General features: G+C 67.2%; 21 protein-coding genes. 8 read left to right on the top strand and 13 right to left on the bottom strand.

What is annotated here, in order from left to right:
* Positions 1–20: 20 nt before the first annotated feature.
* Entirely contained in the window at positions 21–440 is a 420-nt protein-coding gene (locus ASF63_RS19215; RefSeq protein WP_162238873.1) for a hypothetical protein, read from the bottom strand.
* On the opposite strand from ASF63_RS19215, the gene ASF63_RS06300 reads away from it, so the two are divergent.
* A complete protein-coding gene (locus ASF63_RS06300) occupies positions 334–1,419 on the top strand; it encodes a type I restriction endonuclease (protein WP_056510904.1) in 1,086 nt (361 codons plus the stop codon). The two genes, ASF63_RS19215 and ASF63_RS06300, sit on opposite strands and share 107 nt — an antisense overlap.
* Positions 1,420–1,911: 492 nt before the next feature.
* On the opposite strand, the gene ASF63_RS06295 is transcribed toward ASF63_RS06300, so the two are convergent.
* A complete protein-coding gene (locus tag ASF63_RS06295) occupies positions 1,912–2,580 on the bottom strand; it encodes a hypothetical protein (RefSeq protein ID WP_157534252.1) in 669 nt (222 codons plus the stop codon).
* 55 nt (positions 2,581–2,635) lie between these two features.
* On the opposite strand from ASF63_RS06295, the gene ASF63_RS06290 reads away from it, so the two are divergent.
* The gene (locus ASF63_RS06290) at positions 2,636–3,232 is read left to right on the top strand and encodes an HAD-IA family hydrolase (protein ID WP_235560713.1); all 597 of its coding nucleotides are present in this window, start codon (positions 2,636–2,638) and stop codon (positions 3,230–3,232) included.
* A 45-nt stretch (positions 3,233–3,277) separates the two neighbouring features.
* On the opposite strand, the gene ASF63_RS06285 is transcribed toward ASF63_RS06290, so the two are convergent.
* The 7 genes from ASF63_RS06285 to ASF63_RS06255 form a co-directional block, all read right to left on the bottom strand.
* Positions 3,278–4,162 (bottom strand): metallophosphoesterase, encoded by an 885-nt coding sequence (locus tag ASF63_RS06285; RefSeq protein WP_056510902.1) that lies wholly within the window; start codon positions 4,160–4,162, stop codon positions 3,278–3,280.
* A gap of 40 nt (positions 4,163–4,202) precedes the next feature.
* On the bottom strand, positions 4,203–5,237 hold the full coding sequence (locus tag ASF63_RS06280) for a LacI family DNA-binding transcriptional regulator (RefSeq protein ID WP_056510899.1): 1,035 nt from the start codon (positions 5,235–5,237) through the stop codon (positions 4,203–4,205).
* Positions 5,234–6,946 (bottom strand): ABC transporter permease, encoded by a 1,713-nt coding sequence (locus tag ASF63_RS06275; RefSeq protein ID WP_056512784.1) that lies wholly within the window; start codon positions 6,944–6,946, stop codon positions 5,234–5,236. The genes ASF63_RS06280 and ASF63_RS06275 overlap by 4 nt, the downstream gene beginning before the upstream one ends.
* Positions 6,947–7,115: 169 nt before the next feature.
* Entirely contained in the window at positions 7,116–8,132 is a 1,017-nt protein-coding gene (locus tag ASF63_RS06270; protein WP_056510896.1) for an ABC transporter ATP-binding protein, read from the bottom strand.
* 46 nt (positions 8,133–8,178) lie between these two features.
* Positions 8,179–9,252, bottom strand: coding sequence for an extracellular solute-binding protein (locus tag ASF63_RS06265; RefSeq protein WP_056510893.1), 1,074 nt, complete (start codon positions 9,250–9,252; stop codon positions 8,179–8,181).
* Positions 9,253–9,526: 274 nt separating this feature from the next.
* Positions 9,527–11,233 (bottom strand): dipeptide ABC transporter ATP-binding protein, encoded by a 1,707-nt coding sequence (locus tag ASF63_RS06260; RefSeq protein WP_157534251.1) that lies wholly within the window; start codon positions 11,231–11,233, stop codon positions 9,527–9,529.
* A 124-nt stretch (positions 11,234–11,357) separates the two neighbouring features.
* Positions 11,358–12,266 (bottom strand): LysR family transcriptional regulator, encoded by a 909-nt coding sequence (locus tag ASF63_RS06255; protein WP_056510891.1) that lies wholly within the window; start codon positions 12,264–12,266, stop codon positions 11,358–11,360.
* Between the two features lie 132 nt (positions 12,267–12,398).
* Between ASF63_RS06255 and ASF63_RS06250 the strand changes: the two genes are divergently transcribed.
* The 4 genes from ASF63_RS06250 to ASF63_RS06235 are packed head-to-tail and all read left to right on the top strand — an operon-like array spanning position 12,399 to position 15,290.
* Positions 12,399–13,712: a glucarate dehydratase family protein gene (locus ASF63_RS06250; protein ID WP_082477989.1), complete on the top strand. Its 1,314-nt coding sequence runs from the start codon at positions 12,399–12,401 to the stop codon at positions 13,710–13,712.
* The gene (locus ASF63_RS06245; protein WP_235560712.1) at positions 13,709–14,701 is read left to right on the top strand and encodes a 2-hydroxyacid dehydrogenase; all 993 of its coding nucleotides are present in this window, start codon (positions 13,709–13,711) and stop codon (positions 14,699–14,701) included. The genes ASF63_RS06250 and ASF63_RS06245 overlap by 4 nt, the downstream gene beginning before the upstream one ends.
* A 59-nt stretch (positions 14,702–14,760) precedes the next feature.
* Positions 14,761–14,958: a hypothetical protein gene (locus ASF63_RS18995; RefSeq protein WP_157534250.1), complete on the top strand. Its 198-nt coding sequence runs from the start codon at positions 14,761–14,763 to the stop codon at positions 14,956–14,958.
* Positions 14,959–15,011: 53 nt separating this feature from the next.
* Positions 15,012–15,290, top strand: coding sequence for a hypothetical protein (locus tag ASF63_RS06235; protein WP_056510885.1), 279 nt, complete (start codon positions 15,012–15,014; stop codon positions 15,288–15,290).
* A gap of 88 nt (positions 15,291–15,378) precedes the next feature.
* On the opposite strand, the gene ASF63_RS06230 is transcribed toward ASF63_RS06235, so the two are convergent.
* Genes ASF63_RS06230 through ASF63_RS06215 form a run of 4 tightly spaced genes read right to left on the bottom strand, consistent with a single transcriptional unit; the run spans position 15,379 to position 19,657 of the window.
* Complete coding sequence (locus ASF63_RS06230; RefSeq protein ID WP_056510881.1) at positions 15,379–16,104, bottom strand: sulfite exporter TauE/SafE family protein; 726 nt, start codon at positions 16,102–16,104, stop codon at positions 15,379–15,381.
* A gap of 7 nt (positions 16,105–16,111) precedes the next feature.
* Positions 16,112–17,077 carry an ABC transporter permease gene (locus tag ASF63_RS06225; RefSeq protein WP_056510880.1) on the bottom strand — a complete coding sequence of 322 codons (966 nt, stop codon included), beginning with the start codon at positions 17,075–17,077 and terminating at the stop codon, positions 16,112–16,114.
* Positions 17,070–18,059: an ABC transporter permease gene (locus ASF63_RS06220; protein WP_056510877.1), complete on the bottom strand. Its 990-nt coding sequence runs from the start codon at positions 18,057–18,059 to the stop codon at positions 17,070–17,072. The genes ASF63_RS06225 and ASF63_RS06220 overlap by 8 nt, the downstream gene beginning before the upstream one ends.
* A 29-nt stretch (positions 18,060–18,088) precedes the next feature.
* On the bottom strand, positions 18,089–19,657 hold the full coding sequence (locus tag ASF63_RS06215) for an ABC transporter substrate-binding protein (protein ID WP_053098435.1): 1,569 nt from the start codon (positions 19,655–19,657) through the stop codon (positions 18,089–18,091).
* A gap of 259 nt (positions 19,658–19,916) precedes the next feature.
* Here ASF63_RS06215 and ASF63_RS06210 point away from each other — a divergent pair, with 259 nt between their 5' ends.
* Together ASF63_RS06210 and ASF63_RS06205 are read left to right on the top strand one after the other, a co-directional pair.
* Positions 19,917–20,894, top strand: coding sequence for a 2-hydroxyacid dehydrogenase (locus ASF63_RS06210; RefSeq protein WP_056510875.1), 978 nt, complete (start codon positions 19,917–19,919; stop codon positions 20,892–20,894).
* A gap of 116 nt (positions 20,895–21,010) precedes the next feature.
* Positions 21,011–21,946 (top strand): 5-dehydro-4-deoxyglucarate dehydratase, encoded by a 936-nt coding sequence (locus ASF63_RS06205; protein ID WP_053098437.1) that lies wholly within the window; start codon positions 21,011–21,013, stop codon positions 21,944–21,946.
* Positions 21,947–21,975 lie beyond the last annotated feature (29 nt).

Raw genomic sequence — 21,975 nt, 5'->3', positions numbered from 1 at the left:
GATCCTCGCGATGGAGATTTTCAGGTTTGCAGGTGGTGCCTCCGGGGCGTCGCGCTCCGCGGCTGCTGCGCCCGGAAGTGCCGACTGCCCTGCGTCATGACCCGCGCAAGCGTCTGCATATCGCACGCCGTCGGCGACTCGCACAGATGCGTGTTCACCGCATCGATGTGTGCGGTCGCGCCGTGGTAGTCGCGCCCCACAGAGCTGCGGCGCCATCGCGCGCTTTTATCTCTGGTTGCCGGCGCATTGACCAGGCGCACAGCGTCCCTCCCGATGTCCCGGTATTCCGCTATCGTCTGGATGAATGCGTGTTCAACGAAGAGCGGAGTAGCGGTGGAGTTCTCGGAGCGTCTCGATTCACTGGCGACCAAGGTGAAGAACCAGGCAACGGCAATCGGGACAGAGGAGGCGACGAAGAACGCCTTCGTGATGCCGTTCATCTCGACCATCCTCGGGTACGACGTGTTCGACCCGCTTGAGGTCGTCCCGGAGTTCACGGCAGACGTGGGCACCAAAAAGGGCGAGAAGGTCGACTACGCCATCATGCGTGATGGTGAGGTGCAGATCCTCATCGAGTGCAAGCCGTCGATGGGTGCGCTCAAGATCGAGCACGCGTCACAGCTGTTCCGCTACTTCTCTGTCACCAATGCCCGGATCGCGATCTTGACCAATGGCGTGGTCTGGCAGTTCTACACCGACCTCGATGCTCCGAACCGCATGGACGCGAAGCCGTTCCTCGTCCTTGATCTGCTCGACATCGACGAGACGCTCATCCACGAGATCCAAAAGCTCAGCAAGGAGAGCTTCGATCTCGACTCGATCATCAGCGCCGCAGAGGAACTCAAGTACATCGGAGCGCTCAAGCGCGAGATCGCGGCACAGTTCCGCGAGCCCACCGACGAGTGGATCAAGTTCTTCGCGACGCGCGTGCTCGACGGTTCCTACACGCAGAAGGTCCGTCAGCAGTTCACGACTCTAGTGAGCAAGGCCGGTCAGCAGTTCCTTACGGAGCGGGTCAACGAGAGGCTCAAGACTGCGCTGGGCGTCAGCGGGATCACTCATACGTCGACGGCGCCAGCACCCGCCAGCGCCGAGGTAGCGGAGGCAGACCTCGATCGGGATACAGAGATCGAGACAACTCTGGAGGAGCTTGAGGGCTACCAGATCGTGAAGGCCATCGCTTGTGGAGAAGTGAAGCCACAGCGAGTGACCCACCGCGATGCGAAGAGCTACTTCGCCGTCCTTCTCGACGACAACAACCGCAAGCCGGTCGCGCGCCTTCATTTCAACGGCAAGCAGAAGTACCTCGGCCTGCTCGACGAAGAGAAGGTCGAGACGCGCCATGCTCTCGAGGAGCTGGACGAGATCTATGCTCATGCCGACGCGATCAGGGACGCCGTGCGGCGATACAAGGACTGAGTGCGTTGGGTGCCTCGTCATCCCTGAGTACTCTGCACATCGGAGCAGCCGGTGAGCTCCTTACCCAGTACAAGCTGCTCAAGATGGGGTTGGATTCGGCACGCCTTACGACCGACTCCGGGGTCGACCTCGTCGTGTACGCGCCGGGAGCTACGCGGGCAACAACGGTTCAAGTAAAAACGAAGTACACCCCTACTCCGGCCGGTGGTACGGGGCGCTTGTCCCTCGGGTTTACATTTCCACATGACCTTCGGGCGGAGACCCTCGTCCTCGTCGATCTCAGTTCAGATCGTGCGTGGTTGATGACTCGCAACGAAGCTCTTGCCCTCGCGCAGCAGCATCGCCAGGACGGTTCCCGGCACCTTTATTGGTATGTGGGGTCCGATGTGCAGGGCGCGCGATCCGCTGAGGATCTTGAGCCTTATGCCTTGGAACTGAGAGCTGTACCGATCTTCGGCGGACGCGAACTCCTCCCTGATCGGGGGTGAACCTCTACGATCCCGCCAAGTCCAGGACGCGTCGAAAGTCCGCCGTCACGTCTTCACCTTCACGCTCGACGACGGCCCTGGTCAGGTGATCCCCGTTCACATGGTCTGAGTGTCGAGCCAGTGAGCGCGCGACGTCAGGCGCGAGCTCGCGTGCCCAGATGAGGTTGTACGTACGGGAATCGAACAGGAGGAAGCAAGCGAGGTCGAATTCGAATGACCGAAAGGTCGAGAACTTCGTCGTACGGTTGCTCGCCTTTCCTACGGCTCGCGCCTTCACTTGAATGCGCTGAGAGGCTTCGCTCAGCAGGTCATGTGACTTCACCGAGTTGTTCTCAAGCGTCCCGCCGTACACCTGCTGCGCGAGGTGCTCTGCGTAGTCTCCAACGGGTGCGTTGGCCGTCCGTATGACGCCGCGAGCCCGCAGTTCGGCGATGATGTCCGCATATTGCCGGAGAAGTGCAGGCGTCGAAATGGCTTCAAGATGGCGCGCGGTTTCGGTCGGGAAGCTAGCCAGGATATGGGCGACATGATCGTCACTCAGCTCAAGCGACCCGGGCATCTTGCGAAGCTCGGGATACTTCGACCTCAGAGCAACCCGGATGTTCGCGACCGGGATGTCGTAGCGGCGCGAGATGTCGATCAGGGTCCTCGGGAGAATCGTCGAAGCTTCCATGCTCTGATCATGGCCTACGACGGTCGGTGACTGTCTACCCCGGTAGCCTGTTCCGGTGCCTCCCATCCGCGCTGTGCTCCTCGACCTCGATGGCGTCGTCCGTCACTTCGACCCCGAGAACGTCGCGAGCATTGAGAGAGCGTACGAACTCGAACCCGGTTCGATCGAAGCCATTGCCTTCGCTCCACACCATCTCGAACAGGTGACGACCGGCCGCATCTCCCGCCGCGAGTGGGTTGAGCGGATCGGCGAAGAGCTCGGCAACGCTGAGGCTGCCGATGGATGGGGGAGTCAGCCCTTCCGCGTCGACGAGGAGGTGCTGGACCTTGTCGATGGACTGCGAGCGAACGGCATCCGCACCGCGATCCTGCCCAACGGGACCGACACGATTCCGGACGAGGTCGATTCGATCAACCTCGGCTCTCACTTCGAGGCTGTCTTCAACTCCGCTGAGATCGGGTGGACGAAGCCTGACGTGCGAGCGTTCCAGCACGTGCTCGATGCGATGCAGCTCGCGCCGCACGAGGTCTTCTTCACCGACGACTCTGTCGGCAAGCTCGTCGGGGCGGAGGCGATCGGGATGCCGACACATCACTTCACAGGAGTCGCGGAGCTTCGCGCGGCACTGCGCGAAGCGGGCATCGTGGACTGATTGCCGCGTTTCGTCTCGCTTCGCTCGCTCAACGAACGGGGTGGACTAGACCCGCTCGCGCCAGCTGATCCCACGCCCAGCGATCCGTCTCCCCGCTTCCTCCGCTGCAACCGGCTCCCCGACATCCGCCCCAACTTCAAGCCCGACGACCGAGTGCACGATCGTTCCGTCGTACACGTGCACGAGGTTGTACCCCTGCGCTGCATCCTGCCCACGGGTAGCGCCAACCGGCTGAGCCAGATCCTGCCCATACGCGCTCGATGACGCGGCCGCCACCGGAATCCCCGCGAACGTCCCGAACGACGGGTGATGCACGTGGCCCGACAGGATCCCCCGCACATCGGACCCGGCCAGTACCGCAGCCAGCGCCGCCTGCTCACGCAGCTCAACGGTCACCGCGAGGTCGAGCACCGTCGGCAGTGGCGGGTGATGGATCAGCAGCAGCGAACCTTCCGGCGCGGGCGTGGCCAGCTCAGCCGCCAACCATGACAGCTGCGCCTCATCGACCCGACCCCAGTGCTGCCCGGGAACCGTCGAATCCAGCACGATCACCCGCATCCCGCCGAACCACCGCACCTCGACCACAGCATCCGAAGCGCCCCCCGAGAGCCCCAACTCCGCCCGCATCGCCCCACGCTCATCGTGGTTGCCCATGGCCCACACGACCTCGCACCCCAACGCCTCAACCGCAGGCACCACCAACTCCTGCAAGCGCCGATACGACGACGCATCACCCCGATCCGCGAGATCCCCCGTGAACAGCAGCGCGTCAGGGCGAAGCCCGGAAGACACCAACCGGGCGAGCACAGACGCAAGGTTCGCATCGGCATCCGCCCCGCTGCCATACAGCGGCGCGCGTTCACCGGGAAGGTGCGTATCGGAGATGTGCACGAAGGTGTGCGATGGGCGAGAGTGCTCGGTGAGGATCATTTCTCTTCCAGTGAGACGACGAACAAGTACAGGACAGAAGTCAGACGGCGGCGGCGGTCGACCCGGGCACGAGAGTTCCGACGAAGGGCTGTCGCACGGTTTCCGAAGAATCCGACTCAGCATCCGATCCCGAAAGCAACCGCTGCATCGTCTCTACAGCCGCGGCCGCAACGGCCTCGACCGGAATCCGCAGCGTCGTCAGCCCCAGCAGGTCGGCTCCGGGAAGGATGCCATCGCACCCCGTCACGCTCACATCCCCGGGCGCAGACAACCCCGCAGCACGCAACGCCCGCATGACCGCGAGCTGCCGATAGTCCGACGCGCACATCACAGCCGTGGCCCCATCGCGCACGGCATCCAGCGCCTCATCCACTCCATCGGTCGGCGCAGCCCCCGCAGACACCAGAATCACCGACGCCCCGCCGTCCACCAGAGTCGACGACATTGCCGAAGCCCGCAGATGCTCAGCGAACGAGACGTCCTCCGCGCCGGAGAGCACAACCACACGCCGGTGCCCCAGCGACAGAACGTGCGAAGCCAGCAACTCTCCATGCGAGGGATCGTCGTAGTGCGCCGTATGGATCCCCTCGGCCGTCTCGACCCGCCCCGCGCGCACGATGGGCACCTGATCGGCGAACGGCTCGAGCTGCGCGGCCGTGATGCCACCGGTCGCGACGATGAGTCCGGCGACGCGCATTCCGAGCAGCCGGTGCAGGGCGTTGACCTGCTCGGCTCCCTGCACGTCGGCGCCGATCGTCACGGTCACGAGGTCGAGGCCACGCCGGTGCGCCTCATCCTGCAGCCGCGAGAACAGCAGACCGTAGGCCGGGTTGCTCGCGTCGCGCAGCATCAGTCCGACGGTTCCCGTGCGGCCGGCGGCGAGCTCGGCGGCCATCGTGTTGCGCACGTATCCGAGGCGCTCGGCCTCGGCGAGGATCCGCTCCTGGGTTTCGGGCGCGAATCGCCCCTCGCCCTTCAGCGCCCTGGTCGCGGTGGCACGGGAGACCCCGGCGGCCGCCGCCACATCGCTGACCGTGACACGCAGCCCCGGCCCGCCAGGCTCCGACGAACTCACGCGCGAGCCTTCTTGGCCTTGCGGGGCGCTCCGGCGCGCGAACCTCGTCCATACACGAGATACATGGTGACACCCATGATGATCATCAGCAGCACTGTGTAGACGAACGTGATCGGCATCGCATCGAGATTGTTCTCGCCGCGCGTGCTCTCTTGAATCGCCACACCGAGCGGCTTGAACAGCGGGTGATAGAGGAAGATCGCCGCGTCGTAGTCGTCGAGCAGGCTGTTGAAGTTCAGCGCCGTGATCGCCGCAGCCGTCGGCAGCACCAGCGGAACCAGCACCTTGCGGAACGTCGTCAGCGACTTCGCTCCGAGGATGCGCGAGGCGTCTTCGAGCGAATCGGGCACCGACGCGAACCCGGCCTTGAGCAGGCGCAGCGTGAACGGGATCTTCACGCAGATGTACGCGATGAGCAGCAGGATCGGCGTGCCGGTGAGCACGAAGCCGCCCACGATCGCCCGCGGCTCATCGAACGCGGTCACCAGGGCGAGCGCGATCAGCACGATCGGCAGGATCCACGGGATGTGCAGCACGTACTCGATCGCGGTGGTCAGCAGGTTGCGGTGCTTCTGCAGCATGCGCGCCACGAACAGCAGACCGCCGACCACGACGAGCGATGCGACGGCGCTGTAGACGACGCTGACGATGAACGGACGGATCGCCTCGGCGCTCGAGAACACGGTGATGTAGTTGTCGAGCGTGAAGCTGTCGAGGGTGATCGACCCGGCGAGGATGCTGCGCGCATCGACGAACGAGAAGATCACGATCAGCACGACCGGGATCAGGTAGATCACCCACAGCAGGTACGCGATGACGTGCACGACGACGTTCGCGAACGGGTTGCGGATCTTCTGCTTCTGGATCGGGGTCGCCACCTTCGCGACCGAGAAGTACACGCCTGACTTCTCGAAGCGGTTCATGATCGCGAGCAGGATGATCGTCGCGATGCCGAGCACGATCGCCAGCAGCGCGGCGATGTCACGCGTGATGGGGCTGCGCGAGAGGTCGATGATCAGCGGCGCGACGGTCTGGAAGTCGGGCCCGCCGAGCACGAGCGGAGCTGTCAGCGCCCCGAGCCCGATCAGGAACGTCAGCACGGTGACGGCGAACAGCATCGGCTTCATCACCGGCAGCACGATGCGGCGGAGGATCGTCCACGTCGATGCGCCCATGAGCTTCGCCGCCTCGATCGACGCGTAGTCGACCTTGCCGAGGGATGACGAGAGGAACAGCATGTGGTTCGTGGTGGTCGCGAACGTCATCACGAAGACGACCGCGAAGTATCCCGAGAACCAGTCGCGGTCCATGTCGGGCCACCAGTTGACCATCATGTTCGTGAAGAACCCGAACCGGCCGTAGATGAAGTTGTAACCGGCGGCCAGCACGATGCCGCCGTAGATCAGGGTCGTGGCATAGCCGAGCCAGAGGATCTTCGCTCCGCGCACCTGGAAGTACTTCGTCACCAGCACGATGAAGACACCGACCACGTTGACCGTGATCGACAGCGTGACCGCGAGCAGGAAGCTGTTGCCGAGGGTCTTCAGCGCACGCTCGCTGCCGAACAGCTTCTCGACCGCACGGATGCTGAACTGCCCGTCGGGGAAGAACGTGACCCCGAGCAGGGCGGCGTTGGGAAGCACGAGGAACGCCGCAGCGAACCAGATCACGATGATGCCCGTGATCCACGCGAGCGGCGAGCGCAGCATCGCCTTAACGCTGCCCGGTCGCCCTCTCTTGCGGAGCCGCGGTCCCGCCGTCTGACCCTCGACGACAGCCTGTGTCGTCAAGGAGCCGGCTTCTCCGGTCACGGCCGCTGACGGCGGGACCGCGGGGTCTGTGTGGTTCTGAGAGTTCTGGGGAGTCTGATCCGACATGTCACGCCGCCGGGTACTGCAGGATCCAGCGAGGATCCACGTCGACCCGAACGGCGTCGCCCGGGTTCCACTGGCGTGCGCTCGCCGCAGCCGGAACGCTCACGCGCAGCGCGGCATCTTCTGCCGTCACCGTGTAGACGCTGTGACTGCCGTGATACGTGCGGTCGACGATGGTGCCATCGAGCGAGGCGGATGCTGTCGAGACCTCGCCGGCTTCGGCGAGGTGAAGCTTCTCAGGCCGCACGTAGCTCTCGGCCGTGGCATCCAGTCCGCCGCCGAGGCTCGTTATCTGCGCCGGGCTGAGACGGTTGTTCTCGCCGATGAACCGGCAGACGAACGGCGTCGCACTGCGGTCGTAGATCTCTTCAGGAGTGCCGACCTGCTGCAGCGTGCCGGCATCGAGCACGGCGATGCGGTCGCTGAGGGTGAGCGCCTCTTCTTGATCGTGCGTGACGTAGACCGTGGTCACGCCGACCTCGTGCTGCAGGTCTTTCAACTGCTCACGCAGCTGCACGCGCAGCTTCGCGTCGAGGTTCGACAGCGGCTCGTCGAGCAGCAGGATGCTGGGGGTCAGCGCGAGAGCGCGGGCGATCGCCACGCGCTGCTGCTGCCCTCCAGAGAGCTCCGACACGTTCTTCTCGAGCTGTGAGAGCGCGAGGCCGGTGCGGTCGGCGATCTCGTCGACGCGGCGGCGCTGCTCGGCCTTCGACGTCTTCTGAATGGAGAGCCCGAACGCGATGTTCTCGCGCACGTTCATGCTGGGGAACAGTGCGTAGTTCTGGAACACCATGCCCACGCCGCGCTTCTCGCTCGGCACACGCGTGACATCGCGTCCGTCGATCAGGATGCGCCCGCCGGTCGGCTCGACGAACCCGGCGAGTGCCCGCAGGGCGGTGGTCTTGCCGCATCCGGACGGACCCAGGAGGGTGAAGAACTCACCCTCCTGGATCTCCAGATCGAGGTGCGAGACCGCGCGGTGATCGCCGAACGCGACCTCGACATCTTCGAAACGGATCATGGTGTCTTTCCGGCTAGTGCGAGAGGAGGGGTGGTGTCGTGCGAGATCAGCCGATGTACTCGAGCGTGACCTTCTCGACCCAGGCACCGAGGTTCTCGCTCACGAAGCCGAAGTCGATGTCCTGACGGTCGAGGGTGCCCATGAGCTCGACGACCTCGGGGTTGGCCTGCTCGACCGCACCCTCGTTGACGGGCATCGAGTTGAACTCGGCCGCGAACTCGCCCTGCACCTCGGCGCTGCCGAACCAGTCGATGAACTCCTGGGCCTTCTCCTCGTTGCCGGTGCCGTTGATCTGCGCGATCTGCTCGGTGACATACGGCACGCCGTAGTCGGGCACGATCATGCCGGTCTTCGTGCCGTACTCCTCATCGCGCGCCGCGATGCCGCTCGAGGGCAGCACGCCGTAGTCGATCTCGCCACGCGTGATGCGGGCGTAGAGGTCGGTGCCCTCGACGGCAGGCGATCCGTTGGCGTAGTACGACTTCACCAGGTCCCAGCCCTCGTCGCTGACGCCGAGGTCGCCGTCTTCGTCGAGGTGACGCGACAGGATGCTGGCGAGCACGAGCTGCGGGGTGGCCTGGCCGAGAGCCGGGTTGACCTCGTAGCGGCCCGCGTACTCCTCGGTCCAGAGGTCCTCCTCGTCGGAGGGGGCGTCGGTGATGGTGTTCTCGTCGTAGACCGTGACGATGGCCTGCTCGACGAGTGGCCAGAAGGCGCCGTCGGCCGGGTCGCCCGCGTCGGCGGGAACCTCTCCGCTCCACTCGGGCTCGTAGGCGGTGATCGCCTCTTCGGCCTTGAGCTGCTCGAAGAACATGTTGTTCAGACCGAACACCACGTCGCCGACGGGGTTGTTCTTCTCGGCGATGATGCGGTTGGTGAGGTCGGCGCCGCCGAGACCCACGATCTCGATGTCGATACCGGCATCCGCGGCCTTCTCGGTGATCCACTCGCCACGGCCGTCGCTGTTCGAGTTCGTGTAGACGATGAGGGTCGCATCCGACCCGCCGTCGCTCGAACCGCCGTCGGACTCGGTGCTGCCGCCTGCGCAGCCGGTCAGGGTCACGGCCGCCACCGCAGCGATTCCCAGGAGAGACCAGCGCTTCTTTCGGATGTCGACCATGGTCGCCTTTCTCGTCATCGAGGTATGTCTGATCCGACTTTACCGCGATGTTGTGGTTTACGTACAACGATCTGTCTGATTCTTAGCCGCGTTCGCGCGACCGCACTCAAGATAGGCGTCCGAGGTGAACGCACGGGGAGTGCGAAGTGAACTGTCGACGCTGTGCCTCGCCCGACGCCTGACGCCTGTGCGGTGGGTGGTCAGTAATGCACCGGAAGTGGCCGTGAGGGGTGCGAAAGTGGCCACTCGCGCGCGGTCGAACCGAGGGCGAGCGTCAGGCGGAGAACGCCGGAACGGCCTCGATCAGCATCCGCGTGTACTCCTCCTGCGGGCTCGTGAAGATCTGCGCGGCATCGCCGCACTCCACGAGCTTGCCGTGCTTGAGCACGGCGACGCGGTCGGCGGTCTCGGCGACGACACCGAGGTCGTGCGTGATGAAGAGGTAGCTCAGCTCGCGCTCGCGCTGCAGTTCGTCGAGCAGCGCGAGGATCTGCGCCTGCACCGACACGTCGAGCGCCGAGACGGCCTCGTCGAGCACGAGGAACTCCGGGTCGAGCGCGAGAGCGCGGGCGATGGCCACGCGCTGCCGCTGGCCGCCGGACAGCTCGTCGGGGAACCGACCCAGCATCCCGTCGGGAAGAGCGACCTGCTCAGACAGCTCGACGGCGCGCTTCGACCGCGACGACCGGTCGCCCTCGCCGAACGACAGCAGCGGCTCGGTGATGAGCTGCTCGATCGTCATGCGCGGATTCAGGGAGTCGAACGGGCTCTGGTAGACCATCTGGAACCGCCGCCGCAGCTGACGCAGCTTCTCGCCCTTCAGGTGCGTGATGTCCTCGCCGGCGAAGGAGATCGACCCAGAGGTCGGCTCCTCCAGCCGCAGCACGAGTCGCGCGAGCGTGCTCTTGCCCGACCCCGACTCGCCCACGACGGCGAGTGTCTCGCCGCGGCGAACCTCGAGTGAGACGGCGTCGACGGCGGTCAGCGAGCGGCGCTCGCCCTCGCCCTTGGGCAGCGGGAAGACCTTGGTGAGCTCGGAGACCCGGACGATCGGCTCGCCGCCGAACTCGATGCGGGCCTGGGTCGATGCCGTCCGTCGCTCGTGTGCGCTCAGCCGCGGTGCGGCGGCGATGAGCTTGCGGGTGTACTCGTGCGTCGGCGCGGTCATCACCTGCGCCGCCGGTCCGGAGTCCACGATCTCGCCCTGCTTCATGACGACGACCCGGTCGGCCCGCTCGGCCGCCATGCCCAGGTCGTGGGTGATGAGCAGGATCGCGGTGCCCAGCTCCTGCGTGAGGTTCGCGAGGTGGTCGAGGATCTGCTTCTGCACGGTGACGTCGAGGGCGCTCGTCGGCTCGTCGGCGATGATCAGGCTCGGCTGCGCGGCCAGCGCCCCCGCGATCAGCGCACGCTGCTTCATGCCACCCGAGAACTGGTGCGGATACTGCTTCGCCCGCTCGGCCGGATACGTCAGACCCGCCATTTCGAGCAGCTCGACCGCACGATCATTCGCGTCGTGCTTGGTCGCGAGTCCGTGCACGAGCAACGGCTCCGCCACCTGCACGCCCACGCGTCGCACCGGGTTGAGAGAGAGTGCGGGGTCCTGGGGGACCAGTCCGATCAGACGGCCCCGGATGCTGCGCCAGCGGCGCTCGCTCAGCGGGATCAGGTCTTCGCCGTCGAACTCGATGCGCCCGCCGGTGACCTCGGCGTTCGGCGCGAGGAGGTTCATGATCGACTGCGCGACCGTGCTCTTGCCGGATCCGGACTCGCCGACGATCGCGACCACTTCACCGCGGCCCACGCTGAGGTTCACCCCGCGGACCGCATCGACCTCGCGGTCGCCGATCCGATAGGCGACGCGCAGATCCTCGACGCGCAGGATGTCGTCACGCGCGGCGGGTCGACCGCCGGGTGTCGGTTTCACGGCCTCACCGAGTCGGGCGGACTCATCGGCGGTCGCGGCGATGTCCTTCGGCATGCGTCCTCCTCGTCGAGCACGGGTCGTGTCATCAGCACTGATCATCTTCTCGTTCACGCTATGCGTGGGGATTCATCCCGATCAAGCACTACATCGGCATTGGGCAATGCGCCCACTGCATGGATCAGTCGTCGTGATCCACGTCGTCGATCAGATTCAGCAGACGCTCGACGAGGGGATTGTGCGACTCGGAGTTCCACGCGATGTCGAGCTCGACGCTGTTCACCCGCGACGACGGATCGGCCTCGCTGATCGGCAGCAGCGTCACGGTGTCGGGAGAGATCCGCTCGGCGGACTGCGGCACGAGCGTGAACCCGATGCCGGCGCTGACCATCGCCAGCAGGGCGGGCACCTGCCCGGCGTACTGCACGATGTGCGGATGCACCCCGCTCGCCACGAACATCGACAGCAGCAGGTCGTGGAAGTAGCGCGCGCCGCTCGGGGAGTACATGAGCAGCGACTCGTCCTTGAGGTCGATGAGCTTCACCGGCTCCGCGCGCTGCGCCAGTGCCGAGTCGCTGGGGAGCGCCACCGCCAGCCGCTCGCGGTACACCGCGCGGCTGCTGATCTGCGGCCGGGCGAGCAGTGGCCGCATCAGGCCGATGTCGACCGTGCCCTTGTCGAGCTCTTCCACCTGGTCGAGCGAGACGAGTTCGCGCAGCAGCAGGGTGACGCCGGGCAGCTCGGCCGACGCGCGCCGCAGCAGATCGGGCACCACGGCCTGCCCGGCCATCGCGGTGTAGGCGATCGTGACGGTTCCGGCGGCGCCCTCGCCGACCGAGCGCACGTCCGAGACCGCCTTCGCCGCGAGGTCGATCAGGCGCCGCGCGTTGGGGAGCAGCGCGCGCCCGGCCTGGGTCAGCGCGACGCGACGGCTGGTGCGATCGAAGAGCCTCGTCGACAGCTCGCGCTCGAGCTGCTGGATCTGCCGACTGAGCGGCGGCTGCGTCATCTTGAGTCGGGTCGCGGCCGCACCGAAGTGCAGTTCCTCCGCGACGGCGATGAAGCATTCGAGCTGTACCAGCGAGATCATCGATCCACTCCCGACATCAATCAGTGCGAGTTTTGGTTTGTCCGCGCATCTGTCCCCACCATAGTGTCGGAGAAACTCGATGACGCGGAATCCGTCGAAGCGGAGTCCCGGAGTCTCACCAACGGAGGCGTGATGTCCGAAGAGTTCCTGCTGTCTGTCCCGGCTGCCACGCGGTTGTCCGAGAACGCGGTGCGGTCCGTCCGCATCACGCCGGTCGCATTCCACGACCCGCCGCTGCTCAACACCGTCGGCGTGCACGAGCCGCTCGCGCTGCGCGCCATCGTGCAGGTGACCACCGAATCGGGCGTCGTCGGACTCGGCGAGACCTACGGCGACAGCGCGCACCTGCAGCGATTGCGGGTCGCCGCCGACGCCGTGCTCGGCTGCGACGTGTTCGCCACGAACGACCTGCGAGCGTGGGTCGAACGCAGTGTGGCCGGCGACGGGGTGCAGGGCGGACACGGCATGTCGGGCATGGTCACCGGCACGAGCACCGGCGACCGCGTGCTCTCGCCGTTCGACGTGGCCGCCATCGACATCCGCGGCAAGCTGCTCGGCATGCCCGCCAGTGAGCTGCTGGGCGGACGCGTGCGGGACGCCGTGCCGTTCAGCGGCTACCTCTTCTACAAGTGGGCAGGCCACCCGGGTGAGGCATCCGACGAATGGGGCGAGGCGCTGACGCCGGACGGCATCGTCACGCAGGCGCATCGCATCGTCGACGCCTACGGATTCACAGCGCTCAAGCTCAAGGCCGGGGTGTTCGCGCCCGACGACGAGATCGCGGCGATCCTCGCGCTGCGCGAGGAGTTTCCCGATCACCCGCTGCGGATCGATCCGAACGGCGCCTGGACCGTCGAGACCTCGCTGCGGGTGGCCGACGCACTGAAGGATGTGCTCGAGTACCTCGAAGACCCCACCCCGGGCCTTGCGGGCATGGCCGAGGTGCGCCGCCACACCGATCTGCCGCTCGCGACCAACATGTGCGTCGTCGCGTTCTCGCACGTCGCCGAGGCCGTGCGGCTCGGCGCGATCGACATCGTGCTCTCCGACCACCACTTCTGGGGAGGTCTCGAACGATCCCGGCTGCTCGCCGGCTTCGCCGAGACTCTCGGGTGGGGGCTCTCCATGCACTCGAACTCGCACCTCGGCATCAGCCTCGCCGCGATGACCCACCTCGCCGGTGCCACCCCCGGCGTCGGCTACGCGTGCGACACGCACTGGCCGTGGAAGCGCGAGGACGAAGACGTCATCGCCCCCGGCGCCCTGACGTTCCGCGACGGATCGCTGGCGGTGCCGACCGCACCGGGCCTCGGCGTCGAGCTCGACCCGGAGGCGCTGGCGCGGCTGCACAGGCAGTATCTCGACGGCGGCATCCGCGAGCGCGACGACACCGGCTACATGCAGCGAGTCGACCCGGGATACGTGCTGGAAAGCCCTCGCTGGTGAGCGCGGTGCGGCGGGATCCGTTGCGCATCGCGGTCACCGACCCGATCATGTCGGCGTTCGCCGACGACCTGCGTCGCACCGAGCGGCCGCACGAGTGGGTGTTCGCCGACCTCGAGGTGCCCGGCTCCGCTCGCGCGGCGATCGCGGGCGCCGATGTGGTGATCTGCTCGCGGCTCACGGCCGACGACATGGCCGACGGCAACCGCGTGCATCTCGTGCACGCGACGGGTGCCGGAGTCGACCGGGTGGATGCCGGTGCCGTGCCCGACGGTGTGCCGCTGTGCAACACCGGTCATCACGGCGCCGCGATCGCCGAGCACGTGATCATGACCGCGCTCATGCTGCGCCGTCGTGCGCTCGAGGCCGACGCCGAGATGCGTCGAGGGGAGTGGCGCACGATCGCCACGGCTGACGCCCCGTACCACCGCGCGCTGGCCGGGAGCACTCTCGGGCTCGTCGGCTACGGCGAGATCGGTCGTTCCGTGGCGCACCTGGCGAAGGCCTTCGGGATGCGCGTGGTCGCCCTGCGTCGGCATCCGGATGCGGGTGGCCCGGGAACCGAGCTGCTCGATCGCGTGTACGGCGAAGACCACCTGCATCCGCTGCTCGCGGAGAGCGATGTCGTCGTCGTCACCGCACCCCTGACCGAGAGCACGCGGGGGATGATCGATGCCGCCGCGCTCGCGCAGCTTCACGGCGACGCGCTGATCATCAACGTCGCCCGCGGTGCGCTCCTCGACGAGGACGCGCTGTATGCAGCCCTCGACGAGGGACGCATCGGAGGAGCGGCGATCGACGTCTGGTGGGATGCTCCGCAGGGTGCCGAGGCGCCGCCTGTCGTGCAGAGATTCGCTGCGCTCGACCGGGTCGTGCTGACCCCGCACCACTCGGGCCATGCCCGCGAGGTCTTCACCGCGCGGGCCGCCGACATCGCCCGCAACATCGACCTGCTCGACGCCGGCCTCCCGCTCGAGCGTCAGGTGCGCTGAGCGGTCAGGCGTCGGCGCCTCCTTCCTGCCCAACCAGAGGGGCGAGCTACGCTGTCCGCATGGTCGGTTCTGATGACGAGATCGTGCGATTGCGTCGGCGTCTCGCTGAGGTTCAGCGCCTCCACCGCGAAGCGTGGCTGAGCGGTCTGAGTATGGGTGGCGGCCTCGGCGCGCACCAACAGCAGAGTCTTCACGAGGACGAGGCGCGCGACATCCAGGCGCGCCTGACCGAACTCGGCGAAGACCCCGCCGGTTGACTGGGCAACGCCATCCCCGTTGTGCGTCGGCACCCTCTCGGTATGCTCTGCGCATGAGCGAGCCCGAGCCGTCCCTCACACAGCAGCGCCTGGCGCTGCAGCGAAAGAGAACGCTGGCGATCGCTCTTCTCGTCGTCTTTACTGTCAGCGCCGTATGGTGGCTGAGCTCCGGGTTGCTCGACGACTCTGCGGATCTCGACGTGATGCGGTTGATCGTGGGCGTTGTGAATGCTGGTTTGGCAGTTGCGCAGCTCTTCGTGCTCCGCCGAGTTCTTCGCGAGGTTCGAGCGTTCGAGGAGCGCCACGGCAAGGATGCTGGCGTACAGAAGTAGGTGATCAGTGGAGACGGCGCTCGCGCGGTTCTCTCCAGCCTTCGTGCTCCGCGTGACTCACCACATGGCTGAGCGCCCCGGCATCCGCTCAGAACATCTCGACCAGGCGGGTGACGATCAGCGTCACCGCGCCCAGAGCGGATGCGCCGAGTGCGATCGCGCGCGTGCGCCGACGGTTGAGGAACCGGTTCACGAAGCGCGACAGCACCACCCCGCCCACGGCGAACGGCGCCATCCAGGCGGCGGTGACGAGCGCGTGCGGCGGCACAGCACCCCACAGGAACAGGGCGACGAGCGACAGCGACGAGCCGACGAGGAAGAACGCCGACATCGTGCCGCGCAGCCGCGGCCCCTCCGACCCCTGCCAGATGATCGCCATCGGCGTGCCGCCCACAGACGTCGTCGTGCCCATGAGGCCCGACAGCGCCCCGGCCACCGCCTGTGTCGCCCTGGTCACCCGCGGGTGCCAGCCGCGCAGCGACATGACGACGCCCAGCAGCACGACGCCGGCGACCGCCCACGACAGCGCCGTCGCCGACATCACGGTGACGAGCCCTGCCCCGACGACGGTTCCCGGCACTCGACCCGCCAACGCCCAGCCGGCGCCGCGCAGGTCGAGGGCTGCGCGGTCCATCACCACCACGATCAGCGTCACGACCATCGCCAGCATGATCACGAGCACCGGCAGCAGCGTGGCGTCGATGAGGGCGATGAAGGGAGCCGCCAGCATGCCCATGCCGAATCCGATCGACCCCTGCAGGCAGCCGGCCGCGAGGATGACCGCCCCCAGCAGCACGAACTCGAGGGGCGTCACGACAGGCTCAGCGGCGCGGGGCGATCGAGCCGATCACACGACGGCGCTTCTTGCTCTGCAGGCGCCAGCGCTGACCGGGATCGGTCGCAAGACGCAGCCATGCGGCCAGCACGTTCGCGCAGACCGTGGTGATGACGATCGCCAGACCCGGGAGCACCGACTGCCACCACGCCTCGGCGAGGTACTGGCGCCCCTGCGAGACCATGAGGCCCCAGCTGACATCGGGCGGCTGGATGCCGATGCCGAGGAAGCTCAGCGACGACTCGGCCAGCATCACGTAGCAGAACTCCAGCGTCGCCAGCGTGACCAGCGTCGGCAGGACGTTCGGGACGATGTGCCGGAAGACGATGGCGCGGTTGGTGGCTCCGAAGTTGGTCGCGGCGTCGACGAACATCCGTGAACGCAGCTCGGCGGCATCCGCTCGCGCGGTGCGCAGGTAGAGGGGGATGCGTGTGATCGCGAGCACGAGCACGATGTTGGCCGCACTCGGGTTGAACACGTACAGGATCACGACGGCGAGCAGCAGCGAGGGGAAGCTCATGATGACGTCGGCGATGCGCATCGACACCGACTCGCGCCATCCGCGGTGGAACCCCGCCCACATGCCCCAGATCGAGCCGACGACCGCCGAGACGACCACGGCGGCCGCCGCGACACCGAGCGTGGTTCCCGCCGCGGTGATGATGCGGGCGAGCAGGCTGCGACCCAGCGAGTCGCTGCCGAGGACGTACTCCCAGCCGAGCTGGAAGCTGAACGGCGGCATGTTGCGCGCGCCGAGGTCCTGTCGCTGCGCCATCTCGCCGAACAGTGGCGGACCGATGATCGCGGTGAGCACGATGAACGACAGCACGATGGCGGCGGCGGTGGCGACCTTGTCCTTCAGCAGCAGCTGCCAGAGGTTGGCGCGACCCGACGAGCGGGCTCCGCGCGCCTTCTGCGTGAGGACGGTGACGGTCGATGCGTTGTCAGACATTCGTCAGCACCTCTGCCTTCGTGTCAGAGAGTGCCCCGGGACCGCGGCGACGGGCCTTGGCTCCCGAGGTCGGCCGCACGCGGGGATCCAGCAGCGCGTAACCGAGGTCGATGATGATGTTGAGGGCGAAGATCGCCAGAGCGGTGATCAGCACCGCGGCCTGCAGCACCGCGAAATCCCGCTGCAGGATCGAGTCGATCATGAGCTTGCCGATGCCCGGCCAGCCGAAGATCGACTCCACCACGACCGCGCCGTTGATGAGGCCGACGGTCAGGTCGCCGGCGACGGTCAGGGCAGGTGCTGCGGCGTTGCGCAGCGCGTGCTTCGAGACGATGTGCATCTGGCCGGCGCCGCGACTGCGGGCGACCTGGATGTACGGCTGCCCGAGCACGGTCACCATCGACCCGCGGATCACCTGGGCGAGCACCCCGACCGGTCGCAGCATGAGCGTCGCGACCGGCAGGATCCAGACGAGAGCGCCGGAGGTTCCGGATGTCGGCAGCCAGCCGAGGGTGATCGCGAAGATCCAGATGCCGAGGATCGCCACCCAGAAGTCGGGCACGCTGGCCGCCGTCATCGAGAAGAAGCTCACGATGCGGTCGGCGATGCCGTTCGGCTTCAGCGACGCCCAGCTGCCGAGCACGATGGCGATGACGATCGCGAGGACCATCGTCACCGCGGCGAGCTGCAGGGTGGCGGGGAAGGCGCGCAGCGCCATCTCGGCGGCGGGTTCCCCGGTGCGCAGCGACTGACCGAAGTCCAGCTGCAGGACACCGAGGAAGTAGTCGCCCATCTGCTTCCACAGCGGCTGGTCGAAGCCGTTGCGGGCGGCGAAGTCCTCGCGCATCTGGTCGGTGGCGTTCAGCGGAAGGTACAGCTGCGACGGATCGCCGGTGAGACGGGCGAGCACGAAGACACCCAGTACGACGGCGATCAGCGGCAGCGCGCTCTGCAGGATCCGTTTTCTCAGGTAGGTCCACATGGTCGCCCGCCTCTCACTCTCGCTCGCGGTCAGCCCGCGAGCGAGACCTCCTTGATGCGCAGCTCGTCGCCGGTCGACGAGTTGGGCTCGTACGTCACGCGGTCGGCGAGACCGAGCATGACCGTCTGGTGCGCGATCGGGGCGAGGGCCACGACGTTCTCGCGCTCGTAGGCGAACACGTCCTCGTAGGCCGCCTGACGCTCATCGCCGGTCAGGGTGCGGGCCGTGTTGATGAGCTCGTCCAGACCCGGGTCGCCGAACTCGGCCTGCGCACCGCCCGTGAGCATGTACTGCTCGACCGTGAACTGCGCGTCACCCGCCTGGTTGCCGTGCTGGATGAGCATCGAGATGGGGCCCTCGTTCGTGACGAACGGGCTCAGCTGGTACTGCAGGTGCTGCGTGGTGTCGACCATGCGGAGCTCGACGTTGAGGCCGGCGGCGGCGAGCTGCTCGCGCAGGACCTCGCCGAGCTCGCTGACCTTCGGGAACTGCGCGGTGCGCACCGGCATGAGGATCTTCGTGTCCGTCGGGACACCGTCAGCCGCAGCCTCCTCGACGAGGGCCTTCGCCTTCTCGGGGTCGTACTCCCAGGGCTCGAGGTCGGAGTTGAAGCCGACGATGCCCTCGGGGATCAGCTGCGCGGCGACCACGTCGCCGTCGGGGTAGAGGGAGGAGACGATGCCCTCGCGGTCGATCGCGTAGTTGATCGCCTGGCGGATGCGGATGTCGTCGAGCGGCGCCGTCTGCCCGGAGAAGCGCAGTGCGATCGTCTCGTTGTTCGGGTAGCTCACGCCGAAGTCGCCGATGCCGTCCTCGGCGCTGAGGCCGAGGGCGATGTCTGCCTCGCCGCTGGTGATCATCGCGGCACGGACGGTGCCCTCCGACCGCCACTGGTACTCGACCTCGGCGAACTGCGGAGCGTCGCCCCAGTAGTCGTCGTTGCGGTCGAGGGTGAGCTTCGTGCCGGCCTGCCAGTCGCCGATCGCGTAGGGGCCGGTGCCGATGGGCTCGCGCACGAACTCCGTGTTCGAGGTCTCGGGGGAGACGATCTCGATGAACGAGAGCTTCAGCGGGAGGATCGGGTCGGGGCTCGGGGTGGTCACGGTGAGGGTGGTGGCATCGGTGGCGGCGACCTCGAGGTCGTCGTCACCGAAGATGTAGCCCTCGACGTTGCAGCCGAGGTCGCCGTTCACGGCGCGGTCGATCGAGTAGGCGGCCGCTTCGGCGTCGAAGGGGGTGCCGTCCTGGAACGTGACGTCGTCGCGGACGGTGAACGTCCACTCGGTGTCGCCGGTCTGCTCCCACTCGGTGGCGAGCAGCGGCTCGAGCTCTCCGGTCGACGGGTTGCGCTCGACGAGCGGCTCGGTCACCGTGCTGCGCACGACCACACCCGTCGAGGTGAGGTTCGCGTCGCATGCCTCGAGCGTGGGCGGCTCCTGCGTGAGCACGACGCGGAGGGTGTCTTCGGTGCCACCCTCGCCGCCGCCTTGCGACTCCGAGTTCGCGACCGAGCAGGATGCGAGCAGTGCGATCGACGCGATTCCAGCGGTGACGGCGGACGCGCGGGCCGCTCTGCGTCGGGGGGAAGAAAGCTTCATCGGTTCCTCCAGGTAGGGGACGGCCGAGGCCCAGAGTGGTCGTCGGCTCGTTCAGAATGTCGCAGACCGCTTCACGAGCGTCAACCGATGCGCGGCACGCATCGGCGGGCGGAACCGGGGCTCGGCGCTCGGCAGCGGTGGAGCGACATGCGGCGATCCGCGGGATTCCGCCGTTCTCGCCCGATGAATACAGCGGACGCATCAATCCATGCAACTTCGCTTATGGAACTGCATCGTTGACGGGTCGTAGTCTCGCGCCATGACGAACATCATCGATGCCCCCTCGCCCGTCGCCCCCGGCTCCGTCGCCCAGGCGGGGCCACTGCTCGACTCGCTCGAGCGGACGCTCCAGGACGAGTACTCCGTGGTGCGTCTTCCCGACGACCTCACGACCCTCGATCCCGCGGATGCCGCGAAGGTGCGCGCCGTCGTCACGAGCGGTCGCAACGGTGTCCCGTCCGCTCTGATGGCTGCGCTCCCGAACCTCGAGATCGTGACCAACTTCGGGGTGGGCTACGACACGACCGATGTGGCTCAGGCGGTCGCGCGCGGCATCCAGGTCACCCACACGCCCGATGTGCTCACCGACTGCGTCGCCGATACGGCCCTCGGCCTCATGCTCGACGTGTTCCGACGGTTCGGAGCATCCGAGAGGTTCCTGCGCGAGGGCCGCTGGCAGTCCGGCGGCTTCCCGCTGACGCGTCGGTTCTCGGGCAGCACGGTCGGCGTGCTCGGCCTCGGCCGCATCGGGCAGGCGATCGCCCGGCGCGCGGCAGCATTCGACGCGACGATCCTCTACACGACCCGCCGCCCGGTCGAGGAGGTGCCGTGGGAGCACGTGGCCTCCGCCGTCGAACTCGCACGCCGATCGGATGTGCTCGTCATCGCGGTTCCCGGAGGAGCCGCGACCGAGGGTCTGGTCGACGCCGAGGTCATCCGGGCGCTGGGACCGGACGGGTTCCTGGTCAACATCGCTCGCGGCTCGGTCGTCGATGAGGACGCGCTGATCGCCGCTCTCGAGGCCGGTGAGATCGCGGGGGCGGGTCTCGACGTGTTCGCGCAGGAGCCGCACGTGCCCGCGCGGTTGATCCGCGACGATGTCACGCTGCTGCCCCACGTCGGCAGCGGGACGCACGAGACCCGGCGCGACATGCGAGACCTCACGCTGGCGAACCTCCGGGCGTACCTCGCAGGCGAGCCGCTCCCGACGCCGGTGCCGGAGATGTCTGCGCTTTGATGCAGGCGGCGCATTGATCCATCCACCATTTGGTTTGTAGGCGCATCGTTTCCCGCATAGCGTGACGATTGTTCAGATCCGAGCCGGACACCGGCGCGACACCCCAGGAGTGCACCGTGGCACGATTCACGCCCACCGAGCTGGCCGACCACCTTCGCGAAGGTCTCCTCTCGTTCCCCGCGACGGCATTCACGCCGGAGCTCGAGTTCGACGAGAAGCGCTACCGCGAGCACGTCGAGTGGCAGGCCGGATTCGGCGTCGCCGGTCTGTTCGCCGCCGGCGGCACCGGCGAGGGCTTCAGTCTCGATGCCGCAGAGTCGGCCGCGGTCGTCCGCGCGGCCGTGCAGGCATCCCGACCCGAGGTGCCCGTGCTCGCGTCGGCCGGAGGCTGGACCCGCAACGCGATCGCGAACGCTCGCGCAGCCGAGGAGGCCGGTGCCGAGGGCATCCTCGTGCTGCCCCCGTATCTCACCGAGTGCGACCAGCCCGGTCTCGTCGAGCATGTCTCGGCGATCGCCGCAGCGACCCGTCTCGCGATCATCGTCTACAACCGGGGCAACGCGATCTACTCGGCCGAGACGATGGCGATCCTCGCCGACCGACACGAGAACGTCATCGGCTTCAAGGATGCGACGGCCGACATCGAGCACCTCGCCTCGGTCTACGTCCGCAACGGCGAGCGGCTGTTCTACCTGGGCGGGCTGCCGACGGCGGAGACGTATGCGCTGCCGCTGCTGCAGATGGGCATGAGCACCTACTCGTCCGCGATGTTCAACTTCGTTCCCGAGTTCGCCCTCGAGTTCTACCGGGACGTGCGTGCCCAGGACCGAGTCGCGGTGACCGAGAAGCTGGGACGCTTCGTGCTGCCGTACATCGCGATCCGCGATCGGGGCCGCGGCTTCGGCGTCTCGATCGTCAAGGCTGGGCTGCGTCTCACCGGACACGGCGTCGGACCCGTCCGCCCGCCGCTGCACGACCTGTCGGAGCAGGATGACGCCGACCTCCTGCAGCTTCTCGACCGCGCCGGGCTGCTCGAGTCCGTCCCCGTCTGATCCTCACCATCCCCACCCTCGACTCAAGG

Origin of the sequence: Microbacterium sp. Leaf320 (genome assembly GCF_001423485.1) — a bacterium.
In the GTDB taxonomy this organism is placed as follows: Bacteria; Actinomycetota; Actinomycetes; order Actinomycetales; family Microbacteriaceae; genus Microbacterium.
This window is presented reverse-complemented; position numbering and strand designations above follow the sequence as displayed.